The organism is Lysinibacillus odysseyi 34hs-1 = NBRC 100172, assembly GCF_001591965.1.
GTDB lineage: Bacteria > Bacillota > Bacilli > Bacillales_A > Planococcaceae > Lysinibacillus_B > Lysinibacillus_B odysseyi.
Genome location: NZ_BCVX01000007.1, coordinates 150472 through 173405, shown reverse-complemented (window position 1 = coordinate 173405; position 22934 = coordinate 150472). Strand labels below are relative to the sequence as shown.

General features: G+C 38.8%; 28 protein-coding genes. 20 read left to right on the top strand and 8 right to left on the bottom strand.

Features of this window, described 5'->3' with window-relative positions; genetic code table 11:
• The first annotated feature begins 7 nt into the window (after window positions 1-7).
• The 4 genes from BOD01S_RS13100 (at window position 8) to BOD01S_RS13085 (ending at window position 2050) form a co-directional block, all read left to right on the top strand.
• Window positions 8-613: a DedA family protein gene (locus BOD01S_RS13100; RefSeq protein ID WP_036159139.1), complete on the top strand. Its 606-nt coding sequence runs from the start codon at window positions 8-10 to the stop codon at window positions 611-613.
• Between the two features lie 231 nt (window positions 614-844).
• Window positions 845-1051, top strand: a complete 207-nt coding sequence (locus BOD01S_RS13095; protein WP_036159137.1) for a helix-turn-helix transcriptional regulator — start codon at window positions 845-847, stop codon at window positions 1049-1051.
• The gene (locus BOD01S_RS13090; RefSeq protein WP_036159136.1) at window positions 1048-1728 is read left to right on the top strand and encodes a DUF3169 family protein; all 681 of its coding nucleotides are present in this window, start codon (window positions 1048-1050) and stop codon (window positions 1726-1728) included. The genes BOD01S_RS13095 and BOD01S_RS13090 overlap by 4 nt, the downstream gene beginning before the upstream one ends.
• Window positions 1729-1768: 40 nt before the next feature.
• Window positions 1769-2050: a hypothetical protein gene (locus BOD01S_RS13085; RefSeq protein ID WP_036159133.1), complete on the top strand. Its 282-nt coding sequence runs from the start codon at window positions 1769-1771 to the stop codon at window positions 2048-2050.
• A gap of 545 nt (window positions 2051-2595) precedes the next feature.
• On the opposite strand, the gene BOD01S_RS13075 is transcribed toward BOD01S_RS13085, so the two are convergent.
• Window positions 2596-3000 carry a hypothetical protein gene (locus BOD01S_RS13075; RefSeq protein WP_169745647.1) on the bottom strand — a complete coding sequence of 135 codons (405 nt, stop codon included), beginning with the start codon at window positions 2998-3000 and terminating at the stop codon, window positions 2596-2598.
• A 189-nt stretch (window positions 3001-3189) separates the two neighbouring features.
• Between BOD01S_RS13075 and BOD01S_RS13070 the strand changes: the two genes are divergently transcribed.
• Complete coding sequence (locus BOD01S_RS13070; RefSeq protein WP_036159128.1) at window positions 3190-3483, top strand: hypothetical protein; 294 nt, start codon at window positions 3190-3192, stop codon at window positions 3481-3483.
• A 96-nt stretch (window positions 3484-3579) separates the two neighbouring features.
• Here the strand turns inward: BOD01S_RS13070 and BOD01S_RS13065 are convergent, their stop codons facing one another.
• Window positions 3580-4137 (bottom strand): GNAT family N-acetyltransferase, encoded by a 558-nt coding sequence (locus tag BOD01S_RS13065; protein WP_036159126.1) that lies wholly within the window; start codon window positions 4135-4137, stop codon window positions 3580-3582.
• Between the two features lie 622 nt (window positions 4138-4759).
• On the opposite strand from BOD01S_RS13065, the gene BOD01S_RS13060 reads away from it, so the two are divergent.
• Window positions 4760-5632, top strand: coding sequence for a DMT family transporter (locus BOD01S_RS13060; RefSeq protein ID WP_036159124.1), 873 nt, complete (start codon window positions 4760-4762; stop codon window positions 5630-5632).
• Between the two features lie 90 nt (window positions 5633-5722).
• On the opposite strand, the gene BOD01S_RS13055 is transcribed toward BOD01S_RS13060, so the two are convergent.
• Window positions 5723-6112: a hypothetical protein gene (locus tag BOD01S_RS13055; protein ID WP_036159122.1), complete on the bottom strand. Its 390-nt coding sequence runs from the start codon at window positions 6110-6112 to the stop codon at window positions 5723-5725.
• A gap of 198 nt (window positions 6113-6310) precedes the next feature.
• On the opposite strand from BOD01S_RS13055, the gene BOD01S_RS13050 reads away from it, so the two are divergent.
• Window positions 6311-6649, top strand: a complete 339-nt coding sequence (locus tag BOD01S_RS13050) for a DUF3889 domain-containing protein (protein WP_036159120.1) — start codon at window positions 6311-6313, stop codon at window positions 6647-6649.
• Between the two features lie 80 nt (window positions 6650-6729).
• On the top strand, window positions 6730-7332 hold the full coding sequence (locus BOD01S_RS13045; protein WP_036159118.1) for a hypothetical protein: 603 nt from the start codon (window positions 6730-6732) through the stop codon (window positions 7330-7332).
• 25 nt (window positions 7333-7357) lie between these two features.
• On the opposite strand, the gene BOD01S_RS13040 is transcribed toward BOD01S_RS13045, so the two are convergent.
• Window positions 7358-7834: an N-acetyltransferase gene (locus BOD01S_RS13040; protein ID WP_036159117.1), complete on the bottom strand. Its 477-nt coding sequence runs from the start codon at window positions 7832-7834 to the stop codon at window positions 7358-7360.
• A gap of 366 nt (window positions 7835-8200) precedes the next feature.
• Here BOD01S_RS13040 and BOD01S_RS13035 point away from each other — a divergent pair, with 366 nt between their 5' ends.
• The 3 genes from BOD01S_RS13035 (at window position 8201) to BOD01S_RS13020 (ending at window position 9922) form a co-directional block, all read left to right on the top strand.
• Window positions 8201-8389: a hypothetical protein gene (locus BOD01S_RS13035; RefSeq protein WP_036159115.1), complete on the top strand. Its 189-nt coding sequence runs from the start codon at window positions 8201-8203 to the stop codon at window positions 8387-8389.
• Between the two features lie 54 nt (window positions 8390-8443).
• Entirely contained in the window at window positions 8444-9076 is a 633-nt protein-coding gene (locus BOD01S_RS13030) for a VC0807 family protein (protein WP_036159113.1), read from the top strand.
• Between the two features lie 369 nt (window positions 9077-9445).
• Entirely contained in the window at window positions 9446-9922 is a 477-nt protein-coding gene (locus BOD01S_RS13020; protein WP_036159110.1) for a GNAT family N-acetyltransferase, read from the top strand.
• A 194-nt stretch (window positions 9923-10116) separates the two neighbouring features.
• Here BOD01S_RS13020 and BOD01S_RS13015 read toward each other — a convergent pair whose 3' ends face one another.
• Window positions 10117-11031 (bottom strand): ADP-ribosylglycohydrolase family protein, encoded by a 915-nt coding sequence (locus BOD01S_RS13015; RefSeq protein WP_036159108.1) that lies wholly within the window; start codon window positions 11029-11031, stop codon window positions 10117-10119.
• 268 nt (window positions 11032-11299) lie between these two features.
• On the opposite strand from BOD01S_RS13015, the gene BOD01S_RS13010 reads away from it, so the two are divergent.
• From BOD01S_RS13010 to BOD01S_RS12995, 4 genes are all read left to right on the top strand, one after another.
• Complete coding sequence (locus BOD01S_RS13010; RefSeq protein ID WP_052125011.1) at window positions 11300-11875, top strand: histidine phosphatase family protein; 576 nt, start codon at window positions 11300-11302, stop codon at window positions 11873-11875.
• A 63-nt stretch (window positions 11876-11938) separates the two neighbouring features.
• Window positions 11939-12751, top strand: a complete 813-nt coding sequence (locus BOD01S_RS13005; RefSeq protein WP_036159106.1) for a DUF2785 domain-containing protein — start codon at window positions 11939-11941, stop codon at window positions 12749-12751.
• A 345-nt stretch (window positions 12752-13096) separates the two neighbouring features.
• On the top strand, window positions 13097-13342 hold the full coding sequence (locus BOD01S_RS13000; RefSeq protein ID WP_036159104.1) for a hypothetical protein: 246 nt from the start codon (window positions 13097-13099) through the stop codon (window positions 13340-13342).
• Between the two features lie 74 nt (window positions 13343-13416).
• Window positions 13417-13914: a GNAT family N-acetyltransferase gene (locus BOD01S_RS12995; RefSeq protein WP_036159103.1), complete on the top strand. Its 498-nt coding sequence runs from the start codon at window positions 13417-13419 to the stop codon at window positions 13912-13914.
• 310 nt (window positions 13915-14224) lie between these two features.
• Here BOD01S_RS12995 and BOD01S_RS12990 read toward each other — a convergent pair whose 3' ends face one another.
• The 3 genes from BOD01S_RS12990 to BOD01S_RS12980 all read right to left on the bottom strand — a co-directional run bounded on the left by BOD01S_RS12990 (window position 14225) and on the right by BOD01S_RS12980 (window position 17020).
• Window positions 14225-14500, bottom strand: coding sequence for a hypothetical protein (locus BOD01S_RS12990; RefSeq protein ID WP_036159101.1), 276 nt, complete (start codon window positions 14498-14500; stop codon window positions 14225-14227).
• A gap of 83 nt (window positions 14501-14583) precedes the next feature.
• A complete protein-coding gene (locus BOD01S_RS12985) occupies window positions 14584-16368 on the bottom strand; it encodes a S9 family peptidase (RefSeq protein WP_036159099.1) in 1785 nt (594 codons plus the stop codon).
• Window positions 16369-16534: 166 nt separating this feature from the next.
• Window positions 16535-17020: a DinB family protein gene (locus BOD01S_RS12980; RefSeq protein ID WP_036159097.1), complete on the bottom strand. Its 486-nt coding sequence runs from the start codon at window positions 17018-17020 to the stop codon at window positions 16535-16537.
• A 472-nt stretch (window positions 17021-17492) separates the two neighbouring features.
• Here BOD01S_RS12980 and BOD01S_RS12975 point away from each other — a divergent pair, with 472 nt between their 5' ends.
• The 5 genes from BOD01S_RS12975 (at window position 17493) to BOD01S_RS12955 (ending at window position 22628) form a co-directional block, all read left to right on the top strand.
• Window positions 17493-18611 (top strand): ABC transporter permease, encoded by a 1119-nt coding sequence (locus BOD01S_RS12975; protein ID WP_036159095.1) that lies wholly within the window; start codon window positions 17493-17495, stop codon window positions 18609-18611.
• Between the two features lie 12 nt (window positions 18612-18623).
• On the top strand, window positions 18624-19811 hold the full coding sequence (locus tag BOD01S_RS12970) for an ABC transporter permease (RefSeq protein WP_036159093.1): 1188 nt from the start codon (window positions 18624-18626) through the stop codon (window positions 19809-19811).
• Between the two features lie 22 nt (window positions 19812-19833).
• Window positions 19834-20742, top strand: coding sequence for an ABC transporter ATP-binding protein (locus tag BOD01S_RS12965; RefSeq protein WP_036159091.1), 909 nt, complete (start codon window positions 19834-19836; stop codon window positions 20740-20742).
• A gap of 231 nt (window positions 20743-20973) precedes the next feature.
• Complete coding sequence (locus BOD01S_RS12960) at window positions 20974-21819, top strand: aldo/keto reductase (RefSeq protein ID WP_198948685.1); 846 nt, start codon at window positions 20974-20976, stop codon at window positions 21817-21819.
• Between the two features lie 116 nt (window positions 21820-21935).
• A complete protein-coding gene (locus tag BOD01S_RS12955) occupies window positions 21936-22628 on the top strand; it encodes an AIM24 family protein (RefSeq protein ID WP_036159089.1) in 693 nt (230 codons plus the stop codon).
• Window positions 22629-22934 lie beyond the last annotated feature (306 nt).

Here is a 22934-nt window from a genome sequence, read left to right as displayed (position 1 = left end):
AATATTTATGGAAGAATGGATAACGGACTTAATGAACAACTGGGGATACTTCGGTGTAGCATTTTTAGTTGCGTTGGAGAATCTGTTTCCTCCCATTCCATCAGAATTCATTTTGACGTTTGGTGGATTTATGACAACACGCACAAATATGACTGTTCCGGGAGTGATTATGAGTTCTACCATTGGTTCAGTAGCTGGGGCCATCTGTTTATACTATATAGGCAAGCTTGTTAGCCTATCGCTGCTAAAAAAAATACTAGCCGGTAAATTAGGGACATTTCTACGTTTAAAGCCAAGAGATATTGACCGTTCGGTAGACTGGTTTCAGCGGCGTGGTTATTTGACGGTATTCTTTTGCCGCTTTATCCCGGTAATCCGCAGTTTGATTTCCATACCAGCGGGAGTTGCCAGGATGCCCTTACTACCTTTTATTACATATACGGTGTTAGGAACAGTTTTATGGAATACGATACTCATTGTGCTCGGAGCATTGGCAGGGGATAACTGGTCTGTGATTTTAGATATGTTTAATCGCTATAAATATTACCTATTTATCCCGGTCATTGTATTTGGTAGTTATTTTCTATATAAATTTTACAGCACAAGAAAATAAAAATTGGGAATTGACAAGCACGGGGTAGCCTGTGCTTGTTTTTTATTCCGGCTTTCTTTATGAATACTAAGAAGCGATGTTGATGATTTCCACATGGTTTCTTTTCTGCTTATTTAAAATCATCTAATTTACCCAACAAAGGGAGGGGTTGACTACTGTATTTTTCATTTTGACAAATATACTTGTCAAAATGAAAAATACAGTTTACAATACGTGGGAGAGGTGAGAGTAGTGAAAACAAGACTCAAGGAACTAAGGGCACGGGACGGAATGAACCAGACCGAGCTGGCAAAGCGTGCAAAGGTTTCACGACAGACAGTCAGCCTTATTGAGCGTGAAGAATTTGTCCCTTCCTTGCTGATCGCTGTCCGGATGGCCAGAATATTTAACGAGCCTATAGAAAGCATTTTTATTTTTGACAAGGAGGAAGTAGAATGAAGCGGATTGGTCAGGGATTCATTGGAGGGCTTATCGGTTTTTTGGGGACATTCGCCATTATGAACGGAAACATCAAGCTTCCATTTGCCCGCTATTCATTTGAATTGAACGTCGCCTTATTATTGATAGGAGCGGGGCTTATTATAGCGACGGTTGTATACTATGTTTTAATCAAACAGACAGCAAAAAAAGAAGTTTCCGGGGAGGAAGAAGATGCACTGGATGAATGGAAGTACAAAAAATTCAGCGACTTTTCGCTATTTGCTCAGTCAGCCTTAATCGTCAACCTTTTACTTGCCTGTACAAGTACATTAACGGAACAACCTTTATGGATGATCGTCACAAGCGGTGTATTTCTAGCTATCATCACTTTACTATCATTGATTATGCCGACACTCTTAAAAGCGGTCTATCCGGAACGGCCATTGCCTGCTACAGATGACAAGGACTACGCGAAAAAACTGCTGGAAATGTCTGATGAGGGAGAAAGGCATGTAATGCTGAAGGGTTTATACAAAAGCTTTAATTCAGTTAACTTACTGCTGTTTGTCGGTATACTTCTTCTATTGTTCTATTCACTTGCAACTGGTGCATCTCAGCTATTTGGCATTATCGTCATTGCAGCTGTACTCTTATTTACCAATATCCAGTACATCCGTAGCGTAAAAGGAAAATAATTATACTTACTGTTAGAAAAATACAAAGGAGGAAATAACAATGGATATCAGCTTTTTCTGGTTTGCCGTGGGACTTGCTGCTTTAGGTTATTTTATAGGAGATGGATTAAAAAATATGAATGGGGGCACGAAAGGAAGCGGCTACCGCACTCTTATAAAAGAGAGCGATTTACATTATTACATCAGCTTGGATAGAGAAGCACTGCAGGAGCTGCTTGAAAAAAATCCAAGTGCCCCTAAAATTGTATTAAAGGGAACAACCTATTATCCGTATCGTCAATTTATGGATTGGCTTTCTTCAAATGAAATATATAAAAACTAATTTAGTAGAGTCAGGTTATAATAATAGGTATATAAACTGCTTCATGATATAATACAACAGTACTTCGTCACTCATGCATTATGAGGGCGCACCGTATGGTCATAAATGGCTGTACGGTGTTTTTTTATGCGTTTTCTCCTTTTTGCCAAAAACGGGATCTCATATTATAGCAGGCGATAGACATCATCCAAAAAAGTAAACAAATGAGATAGCCGATCACTATGAAATCCACATATGAAGCCATCCATTTCACCCAAAGAGTATAGAAAATTGTAATAATAAAGCTATATTTATATAAACTTTTCCTACTAATTGTTACTTGCACAGCGATAAAAACCAGATTAACAAGCATAAACAAAATGAATATCATGATTCCCCCCTCTTGAAAAGCTTTCGTAATTGAACACACTATTCATTCTAAAACAATACCGTTTTTAAAGAAGTCCTCCAAACAAGCAGCAACCTGGACTCTGCATTTGTTTAAAATCCTGTCAGGGTTATCACCGGCATGTTGATATATTTGATAAACTGCCGATTGATTGGATTCAAAATGAACAAAATAAGGGTCCCCCCGAGCCCGTAGGATCTCCACCGATACAAACATAACCATACCTTAAAATTTGTATACCTGGATAAGCCTTGAATGATTCATATATCATATCTCTTGGTTCGTAAATCTCCATACAGGCAATGCCATTTGTATTTTCACCAGGTTCATCTGCCTGCCAGCCCACCTCCGTATGAATGAGCGGAACTTCAGCAATTAAATGTCTGTACCAATCGGGAAGCCGGAAACCAAAATTCATATGTAAAAGATCAATTTCCTCACTTGTTGCTGTCCTTCCAATGAGAGATTGCCCGAGCTTTCTCGCCCTGGCCGTAAAGGCCCTCGCCTCTTGAAACACCTGCTCTGTCATGTTATTCACCTCCATCTCACTATGTAGTGTCATTTATACAAAAACCAGCTAGAATTCTCCAAAACGTTTATTACATTTCTTTACATATTTATATTTCCTCATCGGCTATCGAAAGTCCTCTTAAAAAGGAGAAAAGAAAGAATCGGTATGTTTAAGCTTCTATTCAATGAGGAATTTGAATAGAAAACAAGCTATATAGATTTAAAACAGGAGGTTGTAATGATGACAGTAACAATGAGGGTAGTAAAAAGGGGAAAAGTAGTAGAAGAAAAGATCTTTCCTGGAAAATCGATTGACCGGGTGCTGGATTACTTCGGGAAAAATAATATCGCTCCTGATATGACGAAGGATTTTGAACAATGGGTGATACGAAGCGAAGAAGGGGAGACTGGATATATTTGTATTGATGATGCGGAGGTATCGGTAATTGAGAATATTACACAATTTGAAGCCAAATACACAGTAGATTATGAAGAAAAAATTGAGCATGGACTTTACCGGTTATTGGCAGATTAGAACATCCTTCGGGGTGTTTTCGCCTGCTAGTGAATGAACACCGATCTCTAGTTGAGATAGGTATTCAAATTAGCTTGTAAACAAAACTGCATGAGCTTACAGACTGCTGGATTGCAGATACTCTAAAAATAGCTCTCTCGTAATAACATTCAGAATACACTTGCTATGTGTCTCTGCCTCGATTTTCTCAAGCTCATCCGGAAACTGCGCTCCTACATCTATTAACATGTAAGGCAGCTTGATTTGTGCTTTTTGTGAACGAACATTATCAACAGTTGCACCGGCAAATACATATTTTAAGCCCATCTCCTTAAAGGCAATGGTTAAAATCATTTTTTTTGCCAGCTCGTTATATCCTTTTCCCCAGTACGGTGCAGCGATCCACGTACCGATATGAGCCGTTTTACTATAGGGAGAAATAGACTTTAACGTGATAACCCCGATTAATTGATCTTCTTTATTCAGCATCACTCTGGATAATTGTTTAAATTGCTTTTCTTCATGCAGGATAAAATCAATATAATCCTGAGTTCCCTGTAAGGAAATTTGCTTCTCATTTAAACCGAGAGCATCCTTTACCCGCCAATCAGATGTAAGTCTCGACATCTCCTCCGCATATTTCTGATCATGCTTCACTAATTTTAAGTAAACCAACCATTTTCCTCCTTTATCTATCTCCAAATCATTCAATAACAAATGAGAGAAGATTTAAGTATATACTGTTCCGTTTCTCTATTCTATTATTTATTAAAATAATATATTCTTGAGAACTTACTTCTCCGTCATTTTAAAAAATTTGGTCAAAGCGATGGTTTTCAAGATAATCTATAGTATAAGTACCCACAATCTAGATTTTAAACATTCTTTCAGTAGAATTTTTTTCATTGTTTAATAAAGGTTATCAAAAGAAATTAGTATTCTGTATCATAATATTTCGTTCATCATACGGAAACATGGTTCTTAAACAGATAGGGCTAATGTTGTACAATATCCTTGTTCAATACTTTTTAGCATAGTCTTATTATTTGCAGTTAGTTTAAGGTCAAACGTAAATTAGGGATGTTTTTAAGATGCAAAAAAAGGAGAAAGAGGGAGCATCTTTCTGTTTGCGAGGCCATTTGTTTGAACTTTTAAGTCAAATAGAAAGAAGAGCATTGAATTAATATACTATCCTGTGTATATTAATTATAACAATAAAATACATAGATGATAGCGGCGGCAAAATGGACTTTTTCATGAATACATAGCGTGGCTATCATAAACAGAGAGGTGTTACATGAGGAAATATAAAGGTGAGCTGCTGATGCTCATCACCGCCATTATGTGGGGAAGCGGCTTTGTCGGAATGGCGATGGGGTTAGAGCATTGGACGGTTCTCCAATTAATGGCGCTCCGTTTTACATTTGCTACTATATTATTAGCTCTCATTTTCCACAAGAAATTAAAGCTCGTTTCTAAGAGTGTATTTTGGAAGGGTTCAATTTTAGGAGCTATATTATTTATCGCATTTGCGTTGCAAACGTTAGGGCTCAATTACACAACCCCTTCAAAAAACGCCTTTTTAACTGCAATCAATGTAATTGTTGTACCGATCATTGCCTATGTGATTTACAAACGGCGATTTGACCGATTTGAAATTATGGCTGCTGTGATGGCCATTATCGGAATTGGTTTTCTCTCGCTGCAGGATTCGTTTACGATAAACGTAGGAGATATGCTTTCCATCCTTTGCGCAATTGCATTTGCGTTTGATATTTTTTATACAAATGTGTTTGTAAAAAAAGAAGATGCACTAGCGTTAACAATCATCCAATTTTTCGCTGCTTCGATTTTAAGCTGGATCGGTGTCATAGCGTTTGGAGAAATACCGACATCTGCCAGCACAGAAGGCATGCTGACGATAGCTTATCTTGCTGTATTCTGTACGCTTGTTGCCTATGTATGTCAAAATATCGGTATGCAGTATGCAGATCCAACAAAATCTGCTTTAATCCTTTCTACAGAATCTATTTTCGGAACTTTATGCTCTGTCCTGATTTTGAATGAAATCCTGACGGGTCGGATGATTTTCGGCTGCTTCCTGATTTTCTTTGCGATTATCATAGCGGAAGTGAAGCCAAGCTTTAAAAAATCTATTGCCAACGCTTGATCTAATGAGCCTCATGTTTTAACGGAGGCTCATTTTGTATTAGCGGCTGCTCTCCAGCATAACAACTGATGAAATGACCGGCATCGTATTTCAAATGACAGTAAGCTTATCGAACTCCACTGCTTCACCTTCAAGGTACACTTCAATTTTTTTAGGTCCGTTGTCCACTATTATTTCATATATATACAATTGCTGATCCTCATAAGTGAGTCGATTCTCATCTAAATGGATTTCAAAAATTTCATCTCCAATTACATAGTTTGCTTTCACATCATTATAAGAGTAAAAAACGATGTAGTAATGGCCCTCTGCTTTTTGTATCTTTTGAAGTGTGTACTGCGGCTGAATCTCTTTTTGGATTTCCCTTGGTATTTTCTCTATTTCATCTATACCGTTAAACTCCTTATAGGACACTGAAGATTCTTCAACACAGCCTCCTAAAAATAGCACAGCACACAGCATGACGAGTGTTCTTCTCACTCCAATCCCACCTTCGCTAGTTTTTTTACTGGACGGCAATGATCAATTATTATGTAAAAGTATACCATCCTGGTATTTACCTTCAATATGGTAAATAACTAGCCTGCTTTTTTCCCTAGGGATGAAAAAAAGTGAAACAAATCCCCCGTATGATTAAAGTGAATCTCCCCATGCTAATCAAAAGGAGAGGATGCAATCATGCGAAAAATAGCATTGGCAATTGGAGCCATAGTGGCAGTAGGTGCTGCCATAACGTATATACCGGCAATGATCAATGCAGAACAGCCGGCGGTCTCTACACCTTCTTATGCCAAGTGGGGGAAAGTCGCAATGGAGCATACGAAAGCTAAATATCCCAATGCTTCCATAATCGATTATTTACACATAGGAAAAGAAATGCATAATGAAACGACAACGGAATCGTTTAAACTTTGGCTAAAGGAAGATGACCGTGAATTTGGCCTCTATCTGCACATCACATTCTCCACTAAAACAGGAGAAATTCTAGAAGTAAAAGAACAGGAAACGAACGAATAAACCCATTTATAAAGTCCTTTCCATTTTACTGTATATTTATCGTAAAATAGAAATATATGTAAAATGAAGGAGGGTATATAATGGAGGATGAATTACATTATATTTTAGCCCATTTAGATAAAATCCTAATTGATAAAAACTATGCAGGAATCGGATCTACTCGAAAAGTTTACAAATACAAGCAATTTGTTATTAAAGAGTATTTGCATGAAATTGGTTATTTTCAGACGAAAAATGAAGACGCTTTTTATAAAAAATTACAGGCGAAGGGATTAGCAAGCCACGTTGCACCAATTCTCTATTTTAACAAAGACATAACGATCCAGCCATTTTATACACAGTTGCCGCTCATTAATAATAGCTCCTATGAGTTAAATTTACAGGCGGAACCCCGCTTGACTGCTGATTTAGAAAAAGCTTTACACGTACTTGATAAGGAGCTGGATGGGTTTGATTTTCGTGATAGCGGCAACTACGGACTTGATGACGAAGGACACCTCATATTAATTGATTACGGGATGACAAAAAGATTGTATGAGAGAAATTGGGTTCCACTCGCAGAAGCGGGAATCCTGCCGCAGATTTCGTTTGAAATATGCCAATCATGCGGCATTGAGAAGGAGATCCGTACATATGGCATGGAAGATGCAGATAGACGATGTGTAGGCTGCGGTAAGGAATAAGAAAAAACTGCAGCCTTCCGACTACTTATTGTTGGAAGACTGCTGGTTCATTCAATAGGATGACCATAGCTGTCTCATCACATGCGAAAAATTTCGGACAGCCTAGACAATCTTTTCGGACCTTTTGCGGAATCGTTTCTTTTTGAATCACTGAAAAGCCTAGTTTAGAAAAGAAGTCGACCTGATAGGTAAGGGAGATCATTCTACCTATACCAAGCTGTTCGGCATCTTCTACAATTTTTTGAGTAATTCTTTTTCCGATGCCCTTTTTCATATGATTTTCAGAAACGGCAAGGGAGCGGATTTCACTTAATGTTTCATCATAAATATACAAGCTGCCGACACCAATAACCTCATCTTTTTCCACCGCTACATAAAAACTTAAAAGATCCTCGCAAATAGAGGAATGTGAACGGATCAATACCAATCCTTTTTTAGCATTATGTTCAATTAAACCATAAATCCCCGGGACGTCTGTTACCTTTGCTTTACGAATCAACATTCCTGAATCCCACCTTCGATTTGTATATTTAATCATTTAACCTTATAAATATAAAATATTATGTATTTTTTTATTTGTCAATTTAAAATTTTACGACAATTACAAAATGATTTTTAGAAAGAGAAGAATGTTTCATTCTGTCCGATAAAACGGTTCCATTTAGCATACTATTGGTAGTGCAGCTACATATCGGCTGCTTAGATACACATCATTGAATAGTCATCTCTTATTTATTCTTGTCCATTCACAGAGAGGCTTTTATCCGCAATATAAAATACAAAAGCTATAACAAAGGGATTTTCAACATAGTTGTAGAACAAATACTTATGGGAATAAAAAGGAAATGAAATAAGGAGGGAAAATTAGATGAGCCGAAAAACAAGAACAATAATCGGTCTAGTTAGTAGTCTTGTTTTAGGACTTTACTTTACATATTATATTTTTTCGGGTTCATTTGTAGTTGACTGGTTAGATTGGCTTTTAATGATTACAGGCTTTATAGGATTCTTCGGAGGGCTTTGGGAGTTAAGAAAATTCAATGTTGCGGAGAAATAATTAGATGATCAAATTGGTTGTTTTTTAAATTGGAACTGAGGGGTTTTAGGAGTTATGAAAGGGAAAGCTGTACTGTTTGATTTATTATTTTATATTGCTCTTCCATTAATTATGTGGAATACAATGCGGGGAAGTCTTGGTGATTATGCAACAATGCTGCTCGCTTCTGTGCCAGCTATCTTATACGGGCTGTACAGCTTCATCGAGCAGCGGAGAGTTAATTTTTCCGGGCTATTCATACTGGTCACACTTATCATCGGGACACTGATTGATGTCTTATCCGGCTCGGCGCTCCAAATGCTTTGGAATAATGTATACTACGGGGCTTGCATCGGGATATTTTATATCCTCAGTATGCTGGTGAAACGTCCAATAGCGTACTATTTTGCTTTAGACGGGGCGGAAATGATGGGATACGAACGCCCCGACTCGAAAGTGTTTTTTTCAGCAAAAAAGAAAATGATTGTGCTGTATCTTATTACATTTTGCTACGGACTGCGGTCGCTGATTGTTGCGGCTGTGAATGTTCATTTAATCGGAAAATATGGGGTAGAGGCGTTTGACCAAGGCATCATATTCAAGCAAATATTATCCTGGTCCATCACGATTATCAGTGCGCTCGGTTTCCTATATGTGGCAAAAATAGATGGACAACAAAAAACGAAAGAGACGGATCCAGCTATATAATTCTCCTTTCTGTAGATACTTTTTATCGAGTTAGTAAAGGCTGGGTGATGGAAGTGACACCCATATGTTTAGTAAGGTACGAGGAAACATTTTCGAACAAAGTCGAACGAATTCAAGCAAAGAAAAATAAATGGCGATTACTCGAATATAAACAAGTACAGCATCTTACTAGTGAGGAAAAAGGCTGGGGAATAGATAAAGGCGGTTCTTTTCGATTTGGACGGAACATTATTAAATCATGATACTTCTGTTCCTCACTTCACTGAAAAAACAAAAGGATCATTTTAGGTATTTTGTAACATATTGATAAAATAAATATAGATAGCAAGTTAACGTAAATATAATATATAGCTATAAGGGGAATATTTGATGTGTACTATTATTAAATTGGCAACCATCGAGGATTACTATTCTGTAAATTTGATAGTAAAAGAAGGACAAGATGAACATTCAGAAGCATTACCACATATTTTTAAAAAGACGGATCAAGTGATGCCAGAAAACTATTTCCGCGAATTAGTGGAAGACTCAAAGAGTGACATTCTTATTGCAAAAATAGGCGACGAAGTGGTTGGGTTTGCTGTAATGGAACTTAAAGAAGCTCCGCCATTTGACTCTATGGCACCGAGGAAATTTGCATATATGAGTGATTTTGGAATAAATAGTACTTATCAAAGAAAAGGAATAGGAAAATCATTATTTGAAGCGTGTTTGGAGTGGTCAAAAAATAAAGATGTTACTTCATTAGAATTAAATGTCTGGGAGTTCAACCAAAAAGCTATTTCTTTCTACGAAAATTTTGGAATGGAAACTATAAGTAGAAAAATGACATTGAACTTGAAATAAATCAGACAATTTTCAATTGAAGCTTATAAAAACTTGTACTTAAAATTACATGGCTTTAGCTCAATAAAAAGGAATCAATTTCCATTATATTAAACGATATTTAATTCCGCAAAAAACCCGTTATTTTAATCAATCTTTTTTTAAATAACGGGTTTTTTGTTGTTTTTAAGAGGAGAGACTATCTTTGATCCAACTTATTTTAAAGCCTGCTCAAAACGGCTAATTAAATCCTGGATGTTACTTCGTTTTGGCAGCATTTCAAACCATTGCTGCGGTACGTTTAGTTTCTTATAAGCAAGTCCTGCTAAACCTCCTGTCAACGCACCGATTGTATCAGTATCTTTCCCAAGGTGAACAGCTGTGGAAATTGCTTCATAGTAATTGCTGCTGTTCAGCAGGCTCCAATAGACGGCCTCCAGAGTGTCAATTACATAGCCGGAACTTGCAATATCAGCCCTCGAAAAGTCATTAATTGTAAACAGGCGGTCAAAAAGGGATGCTTCTTCATGATATTGCTTCAGCATCTCTGTTAATGCCTCATTTGCAAAGATTAAGCTATCGGCAGCACCGATACCTTCTAAAAGCCGATGGACAACAAGGGTATAGTGATAGCAGCAAAGGGTAGAGCGGATATGTCCGTGCGTTAGCTCAGCATATTCTTTTACATACAAGAATAGCACATCACCTTGCAGCTCTTTGCCATACGTCCATAGCGCAATTGGCAATATACGCATTAATGCGCCATTACCATTACTGAATTCATCGGATTTTGCCTTTTCATGCAGACCGTCACGCTCCCATCGGTTGATTACTTCTCTTATCGTAATACCGACGTCAAAGGCTGGCTCGTCGTTATATGTCCAATATCCACGATGTGCCCAATCACAAAATGCCTGTTTCAGCTGATTAATATCCTTTCCACGAATCAGATTTTCCATTGTAATAAACATCATGGCAGAATCATCCGACCATGTACCAGCTGGAACATCCCAGCTGCCATAGCCGACCATCTCCTCTACTTTATATGTATCCCGTTCCTGAAACTCAACCGGAACACCGAAAGCATCTCCAAGCGTAAAACCGTAAATTGCATTTGAAATGATAGACATATAAATACCTCTTTCTTTAAGGGGAAATTGCAAAACAAATAAATTCCTGCTCAATAAACCAAGGAACAATTCAATTTTAAAAGGCGTGTCACCGCCATGAAAATGCACTATAATAAAAAAGTAAAATATTCCATTTAATTATAACCTTAGGAAATGGTTAAACCAATCATTTGCCAATTAAAAAAGATATGCAGTATTTATTAGGTGTCTCTTCCAAAGCGATTAACCGCAAACTAGCTGCTACTCTTTTAAAACAGGAGGTAACAATATGGGGAAAAGAACTTTTTATATAGTAAGACATGCAAAAGCAGAAGGGCAGGAGCCGGCAGCGTTGCTTACTCCAGAGGGGCAGTTGCAGGCTGTTCAATTAAAAGAGCAGTTGAAGGTTCTAAAGATTGAAAAAATCATTTCCAGCCCTTTCTTACGTGCTATACGAACGATCCAGCCTTTCGCAGATGACAACGGTTTCCAAATTGAGACCGATAACAGACTGGCTGAACGTATTTTAAGCATAAACGATCTAGAAGACTGGCAGGACAAGCTGGCTCAAACATTCGAGGATCATGATGTATGCTTTGAAGGCGGGGAATCAAGTAAGGAGGCACTTGCCCGCATCAACGACGTCGTACATGAGTTGTTAAAAGGGAATGAAACAACACTCCTTGTCTCTCACGGAAACCTCATATCGTTATTCCTGCAAAGCTTGAATAACCAATTTGGATTTAATGAATGGCAGGCAATGAAAAATCCCCATGTTTACCGGGTTGAATATGAGGAAGGTCAGGCAATGTTTTATGATCTGGGTTCTGGCTTAAGCAAATTCATCCTGAATGAAGTTATTTAGGCTTTTATACTATGCCCTATTTGGAATTCGGGCTATCGTTGGAAGAAAGAGGTGGGAGAATAAATGTCCAATTTAACCAAAGTATTGGAAGATATACTAAGTGATAAAAATCTCGGTACATCTACTAAAGAGATGGATCTATTACTAGATCGAATGCTAGAAGAAATCGGCAGTACAGATTCTTATTTACGGGATCAATGTATTTACCGGGCTTTTGCTAAGCTGATTAGCGGGCATGCCTTAACAGTGGAGCAGGAGACGTATGTGCTGGCAACATGTTTAGATGATCATCATCTGTTTTTAGGTCTAGGGGAAGAAGGCCCATCAGACCAGGTATTTACTCGTTCCTTTTCTGCACTTGTCCTCGCCTGCCTACTAAATAAGGACGGCAAGGAGCAGAAGGTGGATATTTCATTAATCGAAAAAGCAATAGAGGCAAGCATCCAATACCTTCTTCAGGAAAAGGACCGCCGCGGTTATGTACCCGAAAAGGGCTGGGCTCATAGTATTGCTCATGGCAGCGATTTATTGACATGTGCCATTCTGCATCCAATGTTTGATGAACATAACGCAAATCGCTGCCTACAAGCAGTAAAAGAGTGTTTATTAGTAGAGGAAGCATATATTGACGAGGAGGATGAACGAATTCTTTCTATCATTTCAGCATTAATTCAAAAAGGGCTGGACGACCATACGCTTATGTCATGGCTGGTTAGTTTAGAGGCAGGCTATTCTGATGATGAACTTGCCAAATACCGTATACATTGGAATGTGAAGAAATTTGCGAATACATTATTCATGTATCTACAGCGCCATGAAAATTTCCCTCAAAGCAAGCAATGGATTCTGAAACTCTATGAACAAACGTTTATCTAGGAGGATACACGTGAAGAAGAAACATCTTTTGAAACCATTAAAAAAAACTCCTTCTGTTCCAGAAAAAAAGAAGCGGATTCTTTTTTTATTGCGCTTTATTATTTAGCGGGGTGGATTCTTAATGAAGCATTCAAATTTTCTATTATAGTGAATTATCTCTATTGCTTCATTCCAATTCTCTTTTATTTTTTCTATAGAATTATAAAGAAGCTGTCCATCGTTTAACTTGCTGGTTTTGCAGACTAATAAAAGTCTAAATAAATAAGAGCCCGGCATAGAAATGCGGATATAGAAAAAATAATTTTCAATTTGGATATTCCTAAAAGACAAAGAGGGGAAGTAACGATGACCGTAAAAGATTTATCGATTTATCTATTATTCGCTTTAGGTACTTTTCTAGTCATTAGTTTAGGCTGTGCAGGTATAGCGCTTTCAGCGATGAGTGAAACGTTTCCTAATGGCAGATTTATTATTATAGTGATTTCTATGATTGCAGTAACTTGGAGTATCGGAATAGGTTTACGTAAACATAGACTATTAATTGCTGCGAGAAAAAAAGAAAAGGCTATCCCGAAGCGTTCTGCAATTTAAGTTAGTATAGTATACATGAGAAGGCTCTGTTGGTTGATAACCAAAGGAAAAGAGCTAAGGAGGAGAAATGATAGATGTTAACGAGCCAGCGTTTACAATTTGAAGATTATACTGTACAGGATATCAATTTTTTAGAGAAGCTATTAGAGAATCCTAATATGGTTAAATATATTGGTAAAGGCCATGTGCGCAACAAAGATGAGATCAATCAGTTTTTAGACTGGATTTTAGGTCAATATAAGGTGAATGAACATTATGGTTTAAAATTGTTAGTTGATAGAGAAACAGGTGAAAAAATTGGCCATGCAGGCATAGTCCCTCAAATTATTGAGGGTGAGGAAGTATTGGAGATCGGCTATTGGATAGATGAGACCCATTGGTATAAAGGATATGCTACCGAAGCTGCAGAAGCATTAAAGGATTTCGGGATGAATCATTTAAAATTACATAAGATGATTTCGCTTATTCAAGCCGAGAATACAGCTTCCGAAAAAGTGGCATTAAAAATCGGCATGAAAAAGGATCGGCAAATTGAATTAAACGGGAAGAACGTTAACGTCTACAAAATATAAAAGGAAGTATGGTACATCCATTTGTCCAAATGCTCCAAAGAAATATCAGAACAGCCTCTATTAACAAATATTTGCCATATGATGTTGCATCATTGTCAAAATCGGTTCTTCTAATCCTTTTTTACAGTTGAATCTTGGATTGGGAGTTAGTTTTCTTAATGCCGCTCTTTTGTTTTTATAATGGATAAGCATCTACATAAGAAAGAGAAGCTTGAGTAAAGTAAAGACAAATCGCCCCTAACCAAATACAAAAGGTTAGGGGCGATTTTCATATCAAAAAACAGCCTGGGGGGTGTAGATGAATCTGTTCTTAATCGCCACCACCGCCTCCACCATCACCACCGCTATCACTGCTTGTATCGGAGCTGGAGTAGGAGTCGGAGAATAATATATCCCAGAAAGAATCGGATGAATCATTATCATTAGAATATTTGTTTCGCCGTTTGCGTCTTTTTGCCTTTCTCCGCTGTTTTGGCGACGTCATAAACCATCTGTAAAAATGAAACTTCTTCATTAGAAATAATAAAGCAAAATACAGGGAAGGAGCCAGTATGACGATTATGAATAAGACTTCTAGAAACTCCATTTTATAGTCAACTCCTTGCTTCCTATATTGATTTTCTTCACGAAAGCCCTTCATCTATAAAAATAAAGAGCAGGGAATGATCCTTAAATGTATTGATCAAAGAAATCAAGCATTTTTTGGTAAACAAGAATTTCATTTGCTTTCTTTGAGAAGCCATGCCCTTCATCAGGGAGCACCATATATTCGACTGGACGGCCTTTTTCTTTTAATGCTGCAACAATTTGGTCTGATTCCTTCTGTACAACACGCGGGTCATTTGCTCCTTGGATAACAAGCATTGGCTTTGTCATTCCGTCCAGGTAAGTAATCGGTGAGTCTTTCGTCAGCCGTTCCTTATCTTTCTCAGGGTTGCCTACCCATTGGTCCATAAATGGCTTCCAGAACTCCGGCACAGATTCAATGAAGGAGAATAGATTACTCGGCCCGAAAATATCAACAACAGCTTTGAAATAATCAGCATGGCGTCCGTGCAGTAAAAGCGCCATATAACCGCCATAGCTACCGCCTAGCAGCAGCATTTTATCGCGGTCTGCATAGCCGTTTTGAATAAGCCATTCCACACCTTCAAGATTATCCAATCTCGGCCCGTGACCCCAGTCTCCCTCCACCATTTTTGTGAATTGCAGACCGTAGTTTGAGGAACCGCGGAAGTTTGGTGCAAAAATGGAATAACCGCGGTTTAAGAGCACTTGGAACATCGAACGGAACCATTTGCGTTCTAATGATTGGGGACCACCGTGCGGCCATAGAATGACATGGTCGTTTGCATTTTCAGGCTTCGCTCTAAAGAACAATGCTTCAATCTCAAGCCCATCAAAGGAAGGATATGTAATCACTTCCGGTTCGACTAAATCCTCTTCGCGGACACCTGGTACCCGGAAGCGTGTCAGTTCTTCCCATGTTGTCGCGTTGTCTTTCGATACAAAAAGATTTGTTGGACGCGTAGCACTCCGGCCTTTTAAATAGAGATGACCACTTGGCATTACTACGATTTTTTCCACAATGCTTGACGGGGCCTCCAATTTTTTTAATTCTCCCGTTTCTAAAGTATATTCATATAATCGGTCCTCAACCCCATATGTTCCGACTAAATATAACGCTTTATTCTTTTTCGAAAAATGAACAGCTTCAAAGTTTTCTTTGTCTAGCTGCAATACAGGTGTAAATTCTTTTGTTTGTAAATCAAACTTCGCTAAATATGATAAATCCGCCTTATGATCTGTAAGGAAATATACTTCAGTTTCGGACGTATACACTACATCTGATACCGTATACTGCTCCTCTGTTTCAGGAGTCATTAATACAGCCTCTCCGCCAATATAGGCATAGGCGAGGGAGTAAGTATTACCGAATTCCTTCACGGCAATGAACGAAGCCTCGCTTGGACTAACTGCGGCGATACCAGTAGGTGCCTCGCTTCCTTCAAGCAGCAGCTTTTCTTCGCCTGTTTCAATGTCATATACAAAGTTGTTAAAGTATGTTGGATTACCTGCTGTACCGAAATAGTAAAGGCGTTTGCCGTCTTCGCTCAAATGGGCAAAGAAGTGGCGCTCTCCTTCCTTCGTCCGAAGCGGCACCCATTTTCCTCCTTGAGGCGGAAGGGCATAAAGCTGAATATTTTCATCTCCGTCATGATCAAAGCCGGTTACAATATAATCGCCTGTTTTAGCATAGGAAAGATAGGAAGTGCTTTGATTTGGAAAAGAAAAAGGGTAGGGAAACTGGTTTGGCAGATCCATTGCCCATAAGTTGAACTGACCATTTAGGTTCGTGCTGAATACCAGCTGTTTTTCATCCGGACTAACTGTAAAATTTTCAACGGTCAATGTCTGAAAAAATTGTTCTACATCAGGTTTTTCAAATTGCATAACGACAACTCTCCAATTCTAGTAAGATACTTACACAATAACATAATATTTCATATTTTCTAAAAAAATCAACCTTAGGACTGCCTTATCTGCTCAAAAAACGGCCCTATTGCAAAAGAAAAAGTGCCAGAGCTGCGTGGTGAACAGATTTGGCACTACATGCATGTTATTTCAATTGTTGTTTTACTTCTTTGATTTGCAGCAGGTGACGCTCTTCATGATATCCAACAAACGGTATCCATTGCTTGATGGAGAGCGTACCGAAGACAGGGTGCTCAAAAGATTTATCTGTTAAATCCTGTTCTGTTAAACCTTCAGCTGTTTGAACAAGGATTTCTCTCGACTCGGCAAGCTTGTTTTTTAACTCCTCCAATGTCTGAAAGTGAGTTGACGGCTCCAAGTACGATGGGGCAGGGACCTTTGTTGATCGATCTACCGCCAAATGAATCGGCTTTTCCCTCGCCGGCTTACTTTCTGTCTGCAATTGAGCATGTCTAATTCCTTTAGCAATGGCCATTTCCATTAAATAAAGATGCTCCAAATTCTGTGCAATCGACCAGACACCTTCTGCTACTACTTCGTTTAATTGTTGATCCGTCAATGTTTCCACACTTTTTAGCAGGCTTTCTCTTACTTCCGTATTATGATCCATATCATCATTCTCCTATTCCAGTTTTTTCTCCTTCTCCGGTAACGGAAACAGGATGAAAAGCAGACTATCGGTAATCCATGCTTTTCTGTTTTCTATTCTACTCAGTAGAAAAAGAGAATAGTAGCAGAAGAAGTAGATAACTGGATTTATCTTAGCGAAACAAAATTAAAATCACAAGAAAACGTATCTGAAAATCACTTTCTATTTCTAAGAAAAACAAAAAGAAAAGAACTTATTGAGTTGGCTGTTACATCATGCAGGCTGTCCAAATGAAAAATAATTGTTACTGACATTAAAATGGTTAGGACTATTTGTGTGGTACTACTTGTGGAAAGGAAATGGTAAACTTACTATAATTTCTAATTAATGGTACATATTCTATTGATTAGAGTACGAAAGGATGTGAAGGGGATAGTGTCCTGAGGAACAGGAGATAGAAGGTAGAATGTTGCCATTTTTACGGGGGGTTTGTATGAGGAATGTATTAAAAACCGTTTTAATGATTGAGAAATCAAACAAGAAAAATATTGCAGCATGTATCATTATAGCGGTATTTGTATTTGGGTTAATCTCATTTATTACAACAGAAGAAAAAGGAAATTTGATAAAGGAAAGAACAGGGGATTATCAATCCGTCTCCTCTGCATTGTACAAATTTCAAATAGAGGATGCTTCTGAAAACGGGGATGGAAGCGACCTTTATAAAAATTTAGTACGGCAGCAGCGCGTAATCTCGACCCAGAGAATGGCGGCGAGAGTGGATAGACCCGCTTTGTATTTGGAAACATCGCTGGAACTTGCTGATTTAAGGGACGCTGCATTTAAGATGGATGGGTTTCAGGACGTAGCCCTGTATCTTCCGACGAAAACAGAGAACCAGCTTCAACGTGTCTATTATCAAGAGCTGGTGAATGAAGGGAAATCGGTATCTCAAAATCCGCTTTCTTTCTATCAATTCCTTGGTTATCTTTTTGGAATAATCGGAGCCGGCTGGTTTATTTTTGTAAGCATCTATTCATGTGGGATATTGATTGAGGAGTTCCAACATACTTCTTTAATCAAAGGGTATCCCATTTCTTTCGGTAAATATGTACTGGCAAAATGTTCCTCCGCCATGCTGATGGTCGGAATTTTTATTTTGCTGCTGTTTATTTGCAGCCTACCGCTTATTTATTTCAATGGGCTTGGAGATTCTTCTTACCCTGTGGCTGTATACAGCGGCAGTATAGAGGTGTTTACTACTATTAAATTTATAGGAGTCTCTGTATTGTATATGCTGCTAATTGCATTATTTGCGATACTGTTATCGATCATACTCAACATGCTTTTGAAAAACATGTACTTAACGATGTTCGTACAATTATTATTATATATATCTCCTTACTTGTTCCCGGGTATGATGGCATTTGTTCCATGGAATCCAATCAATTATTTGAATTTCAGCCGGATTTTCAATGGGGAAACATTGGACCTTGCTACTCCAGCAGCCTTATATATGTCACAAGGGCTGATAACAATCGGGGTATGTATCGTCATCATGCTGTTTATTATTAAAGCTTTCTTCACAGCCGGGAAGCTAAAAAGGGTATAGGAGGGTTATTGTATGCAGAGTTATTTCAAGTTTGAGTTTCTACACTTTTTCTTCAACAAGAAAAACATAGCTGTTTACGTTATTTTGCTGTTTTTTTCCTGTTATTACGCAATGGTCGTTGCCCCGTCCTATGATCCGATTGAAAAAGTAGACAAATTGGAGATGGAGGCCAGGTATTTAACGAGGGAGGACTTCTTGAACTCGGTGAATACTGAAAGGATGCACCCTTCGACGGCGTATGCGGTCATGACATATCCTGAATGGAATGAATACGAGAAAGGACGTCTGGACGCGCTCGAGGAACATGACTTTAAAAAATATGCGGAGGCTACGTCCAAATGGTATACCTATTCGGATGGGATGATTTATAAAGGGGGAGATTTCCTTTTTTATCATCCGCGCTATTATACATACGGTAATAATTATGCAAGGGAAGACGGGCATTTTGCTTATCTTTCTGCTGCTAGCCGTTATGAGGGGTATGCAGAGGGAGATTACGCTCTATCGATCGATGTATTTGAAGAACGAACTGCCTTACAGACATGGCAGCGGCTTTTACAATCTTATTTGCCGTTTATTCTTATTGTCAGCTGTATTCTTCTATCAGCTGATATTGTTCTAAAGGACCGGCGGAACCCAACATTATTAAGAGGATTTCCGATGTCACCTTGGCGGAGGCTGCTTGTAAAAGGGGGAGTCGCGTTATTTGGCAGTATCCTTGCTTTTATTCCTCTCGCAGCGGGTCTTTTGATTATCGGGGCAAGAAACGGTTTTGGGAGCCTTGACCTACCTGTGCCGATTTATTCACATGTAGATAAATCCTTTTCGCTTATCAGCTTAAGTGAGTTTATGCTGCAAAACATGGCATTGATTATTCTATGGTTCGTGCTGATTATTTCTTTATTGCTTCTGACAAGTATTTTAATACGCAACGAATTTGCCAATTTATTTATCGGCTTCGCAGTGGTTATCGGGGAGTTTACGTATTACACAAGAGGAATTGGCTTTATCCGGGAAGTGCAATGGTACCCGACAAGTTATATTCAGGTGGGACAAGTAATCTCAGGCTACCGAAATTACGTATATGAATCTAATGCACTTACGCTAGGAAACGGGGCCACAGTATTAAGTGCCTGTGTATGCATTATTTTGCTTACTGTATTTATCATCAGTAATCTGCCGAAATTTAAACAACTTTAATGGATGGATATGGGGGAAAAATATGATTGAATTAAAAGAGATCGGTGTCCGTTTTTCAGGAAGGGATGTATTAAAGGATATTTCCGTTGTTTTTAAACCGGGGGAGATTATTGGCCTAGTGGCACCAAACGGAACTGGGAAATCAACGCTGATGAACGTTATGATGAACTATGTAAGTCCGCAAACAGGACAGGTTATTTTTAATAATGGACTCGGCTACACAAGCAAGAAAAACGAAGTAAAGATCCACCAGCTCATTTCCATGATGCCGGATCAGAGTGATTTGTATAATTACCTTTCGGGCAGAGAACATTTAAAGATTTACAGTTCAATGTGGAATAGTAATAAACAGCTGATCGACCAAACAATTGCAGCGCTTGATATGGGTTCTTATATTAATAAAAAGACAGGTACCTATTCGCTGGGGATGCGTCAGCGGCTCTGTTTCGCGATGCAAATCGTTTCAGATACGCAGATGATGCTGATGGATGAAGTAATGAATGGTCTGGATCCTACGCAGGTAGAGATCATTTCGCGGATTTTGGAGAAAAAGAAGTCAGAGGGAAAAACAATTATTGTCGCGTCCCATTTACTTGAGAACCTCGAAAAATATGCAGATCGTATTTTCTTTTTCAAGAACGGCGAATTAGAGCTTGTCAGCGACCTATCGCCAGGCTTTGAGCAAAAAGAGCTGACTACGATACGCATAGAGGAGCTGCCTGATGCTGTCAGTAAACTACTGTGTAAAGAGTTCCCAGAGCTGGACATCCAAACATTGCCGAATCAGGTCACTCTTATTAATGTGCAAGGAGCGACCTCTCAGCAATTAACAAGAGTCGTTGCCTACCTGCAGGAACACAGCGTCACAGAGTTCAATCTCGGAAAAGTATCGCTCCTCGATTTATACTCCATGTATTACCAAAAAGCATAATACAGGGGATCTAGCGGATGCATAAAAAACGCCGAGAGCTGTAAATAGAATAGGACATTTTACGTGAAAAAGGCTATAGTTATATAGCCTTTTTTCTATATTTTTAAAGTTTACAAAAAAATGAAGCAGGGACATCGAGATTTTTGTAGAAGTTTTATTAGAAAGAGAAATGAACGGCAACTAAAAAAGCAAGCGACATTCATACACTATTTTTACAAATTGGAGAGATGAATGATGAATTTATTTCCGATAAAATTCAAAAAAGCAGCAGCAATCGGTATGGGTACCTGGCATATGGGAGAAGAACCGGATAAACGCGCGCAGGAAATAAAAGCCCTTCAAACTGGGATTGAGCACGGTTTGACGATTATAGACACAGCAGAAATGTATGGGGAAGGGCTTTCTGAAGAGCTGGTAGGAGAGGCAATAAAGCCATTTCCACGCGACACATTAACACTTGTAACAAAAGTGTACCCATGGCACGCTTCACGGGAAAAGATGCGGCTTAGCCTAGAGCATAGCTTAAAACGGCTGCAAACGGATTTTGTAGATTTATATCTTCTGCATTGGCGCGGGGATATTCCACTTGAGGAAACAGTTGAAGCATTCGAACAATTGAAAGAGGAAGGAAAATTAAAAGCCTGGGGTGTGTCGAATTTCGACGTCTCTGATATGGAGGAACTGGAGACTATTTCAACGCAGTGTGCCACAAATCAAGTGCTTTATAACATGAATAACCGTGGAATTGAATTTGACTTACTGCCTTGGATGCACGAGCGCAACATGCCTCTAATGGCTTATACACCGTTTGGCCACGGAGATACACTGAAAGCCAATTTTGTAAAAAATCCAATTTTGCTGGAACTAGCAGCGAATCATAATTGTTCCATATTTCAACTATTGCTAGCCTGGTGCATTCGCAGCAGAGAGGTCATCACTATTCCGAAATCGAGTAATCCAGAACATGTAAAGGCAAATGCGAAAGCACTTGAATTAAAGCTAGATGATGAAGAGCTGAATCTGATCAATGCTATATTCCCTCAGCCTTTACATAAAGTACCTTTAGAAGTGCTGTAAAGCATAGCTTGAAAAAGAAGGCTTGCGGTATGACGTATGCTGTTCATTTCAACATCGTTTGTTATCACGTCACGATGCAAAGTCTTGTATATTGAAAAAATAGAGGAGTGTAGACATTGAATCGGTATTCCATTGAAGAATTCGTCAAAAATACAGAACAGGTAGATAAGGGGGAAGGCTTTTTTGAATTGGAAACACCCCGCATGCTTGAAGTAAACCTCGAAAGTCTCGTTTGGGCAAAAGCAGGCTCTATGGTCGCTTACCATGGAAAAATAAAATTCGAGCGTGAAGGCGTGCTGGAGCATGGGATTGGGGCTATGTTCAAAAAGGCGTTAACAGGTGAAGGGGCGTCTCTTATGAAAGCGACGGGCCAAGGAAAATTATATCTTGCCGACAGCGGGAAAAAGATTATTATTCTTCATCTGCAAAACGAAGCAATTTATGTGAATGGGAATGATTTATTGGCATTTGAGCCAACGATTAAGCATGAAATCAAGCTGATGAAAAAGGTAGCAGGCATGATGGCAGGCGGTTTATTTAATGTTCGTTGTGAGGGAACTGGTTTAGTAGCGATTACGGCACATTATGAGCCACTAACATTACGTGTGACACCAAATAAACCAATTATTACCGACCCAAATGCAACAGTTGCATGGTCCGGCAGCCTGCAGCCTGATTTCCAAACGGATATTTCGCTTAAAACGTTCATAGGCAGAGGCAGTGGAGAGTCGATTCAGATGCGATTTGAGGGCGATGGATTTGTCATCGTGCAGCCTTATGAAGAAACGTATATGACAGCACAAAGCTGATGCACAGGAAGAGGGCCTATAGGTGCCCTTTTTTTGATGAACAATAGCATGTTACTCCAAAAACGCCAATGCGGATAGAACGGCACCCACCGCTTTTATCCATACCGAAACCGTAATCAGTTCATCTGCCCCTTCTATATTTCGTAACTTTTTTATTTGCGAGAGTTTGTCATCGTGCAGCCAATCCGTCGGAGGAATAGCCTTACATTCAGCAATGACTCATTTAGTGTGAGATTTCCTTTAAAATAAATGGTAATGGCTGTTCCTGCAGATAGAATCAAATTCGCAAAAGAGTATTTTCTCCTC

Excerpts from the sequence above, each read along its gene's own strand:
- BOD01S_RS13075 (WP_169745647.1), bottom strand. The coding sequence starts at position 3,000 with ATGACACTACATAGTGAGATGGAGGTGAATAACATGACAGAGCAGGTG.
- BOD01S_RS13090 (WP_036159136.1), top strand. The coding sequence starts at position 1,048 with ATGAAGCGGATTGGTCAGGGATTCATTGGAGGGCTTATCGGTTTTTTG.
- BOD01S_RS13100 (WP_036159139.1), top strand. The coding sequence starts at position 8 with ATGGAAGAATGGATAACGGACTTAATGAACAACTGGGGATACTTCGGT.
- BOD01S_RS12985 (WP_036159099.1), bottom strand. The coding sequence starts at position 16,368 with ATGCAATTTGAAAAACCTGATGTAGAACAATTTTTTCAGACATTGACC.
- BOD01S_RS13050 (WP_036159120.1), top strand. The coding sequence starts at position 6,311 with ATGCGAAAAATAGCATTGGCAATTGGAGCCATAGTGGCAGTAGGTGCT.
- BOD01S_RS13040 (WP_036159117.1), bottom strand. The coding sequence starts at position 7,834 with ATGTTGATTCGTAAAGCAAAGGTAACAGACGTCCCGGGGATTTATGGT.
- BOD01S_RS13085 (WP_036159133.1), top strand. The coding sequence starts at position 1,769 with ATGGATATCAGCTTTTTCTGGTTTGCCGTGGGACTTGCTGCTTTAGGT.
- BOD01S_RS13005 (WP_036159106.1), top strand. The coding sequence starts at position 11,939 with ATGTCCAATTTAACCAAAGTATTGGAAGATATACTAAGTGATAAAAAT.
- BOD01S_RS12995 (WP_036159103.1), top strand. The coding sequence starts at position 13,417 with ATGTTAACGAGCCAGCGTTTACAATTTGAAGATTATACTGTACAGGAT.
- BOD01S_RS13015 (WP_036159108.1), bottom strand. The coding sequence starts at position 11,031 with ATGTCTATCATTTCAAATGCAATTTACGGTTTTACGCTTGGAGATGCT.
- BOD01S_RS13045 (WP_036159118.1), top strand. The coding sequence starts at position 6,730 with ATGGAGGATGAATTACATTATATTTTAGCCCATTTAGATAAAATCCTA.
- BOD01S_RS13020 (WP_036159110.1), top strand. The coding sequence starts at position 9,446 with ATGTGTACTATTATTAAATTGGCAACCATCGAGGATTACTATTCTGTA.
- BOD01S_RS12960 (WP_198948685.1), top strand. The coding sequence starts at position 20,974 with ATGATGAATTTATTTCCGATAAAATTCAAAAAAGCAGCAGCAATCGGT.
- BOD01S_RS13035 (WP_036159115.1), top strand. The coding sequence starts at position 8,201 with ATGAGCCGAAAAACAAGAACAATAATCGGTCTAGTTAGTAGTCTTGTT.
- BOD01S_RS12990 (WP_036159101.1), bottom strand. The coding sequence starts at position 14,500 with ATGGAGTTTCTAGAAGTCTTATTCATAATCGTCATACTGGCTCCTTCC.
- BOD01S_RS13030 (WP_036159113.1), top strand. The coding sequence starts at position 8,444 with ATGAAAGGGAAAGCTGTACTGTTTGATTTATTATTTTATATTGCTCTT.
- BOD01S_RS13060 (WP_036159124.1), top strand. The coding sequence starts at position 4,760 with ATGAGGAAATATAAAGGTGAGCTGCTGATGCTCATCACCGCCATTATG.
- BOD01S_RS12975 (WP_036159095.1), top strand. The coding sequence starts at position 17,493 with ATGAGGAATGTATTAAAAACCGTTTTAATGATTGAGAAATCAAACAAG.
- BOD01S_RS13010 (WP_052125011.1), top strand. The coding sequence starts at position 11,300 with ATGGGGAAAAGAACTTTTTATATAGTAAGACATGCAAAAGCAGAAGGG.
- BOD01S_RS13000 (WP_036159104.1), top strand. The coding sequence starts at position 13,097 with ATGACCGTAAAAGATTTATCGATTTATCTATTATTCGCTTTAGGTACT.
- BOD01S_RS12980 (WP_036159097.1), bottom strand. The coding sequence starts at position 17,020 with ATGGATCATAATACGGAAGTAAGAGAAAGCCTGCTAAAAAGTGTGGAA.
- BOD01S_RS12965 (WP_036159091.1), top strand. The coding sequence starts at position 19,834 with ATGATTGAATTAAAAGAGATCGGTGTCCGTTTTTCAGGAAGGGATGTA.
- BOD01S_RS12970 (WP_036159093.1), top strand. The coding sequence starts at position 18,624 with ATGCAGAGTTATTTCAAGTTTGAGTTTCTACACTTTTTCTTCAACAAG.
- BOD01S_RS13070 (WP_036159128.1), top strand. The coding sequence starts at position 3,190 with ATGACAGTAACAATGAGGGTAGTAAAAAGGGGAAAAGTAGTAGAAGAA.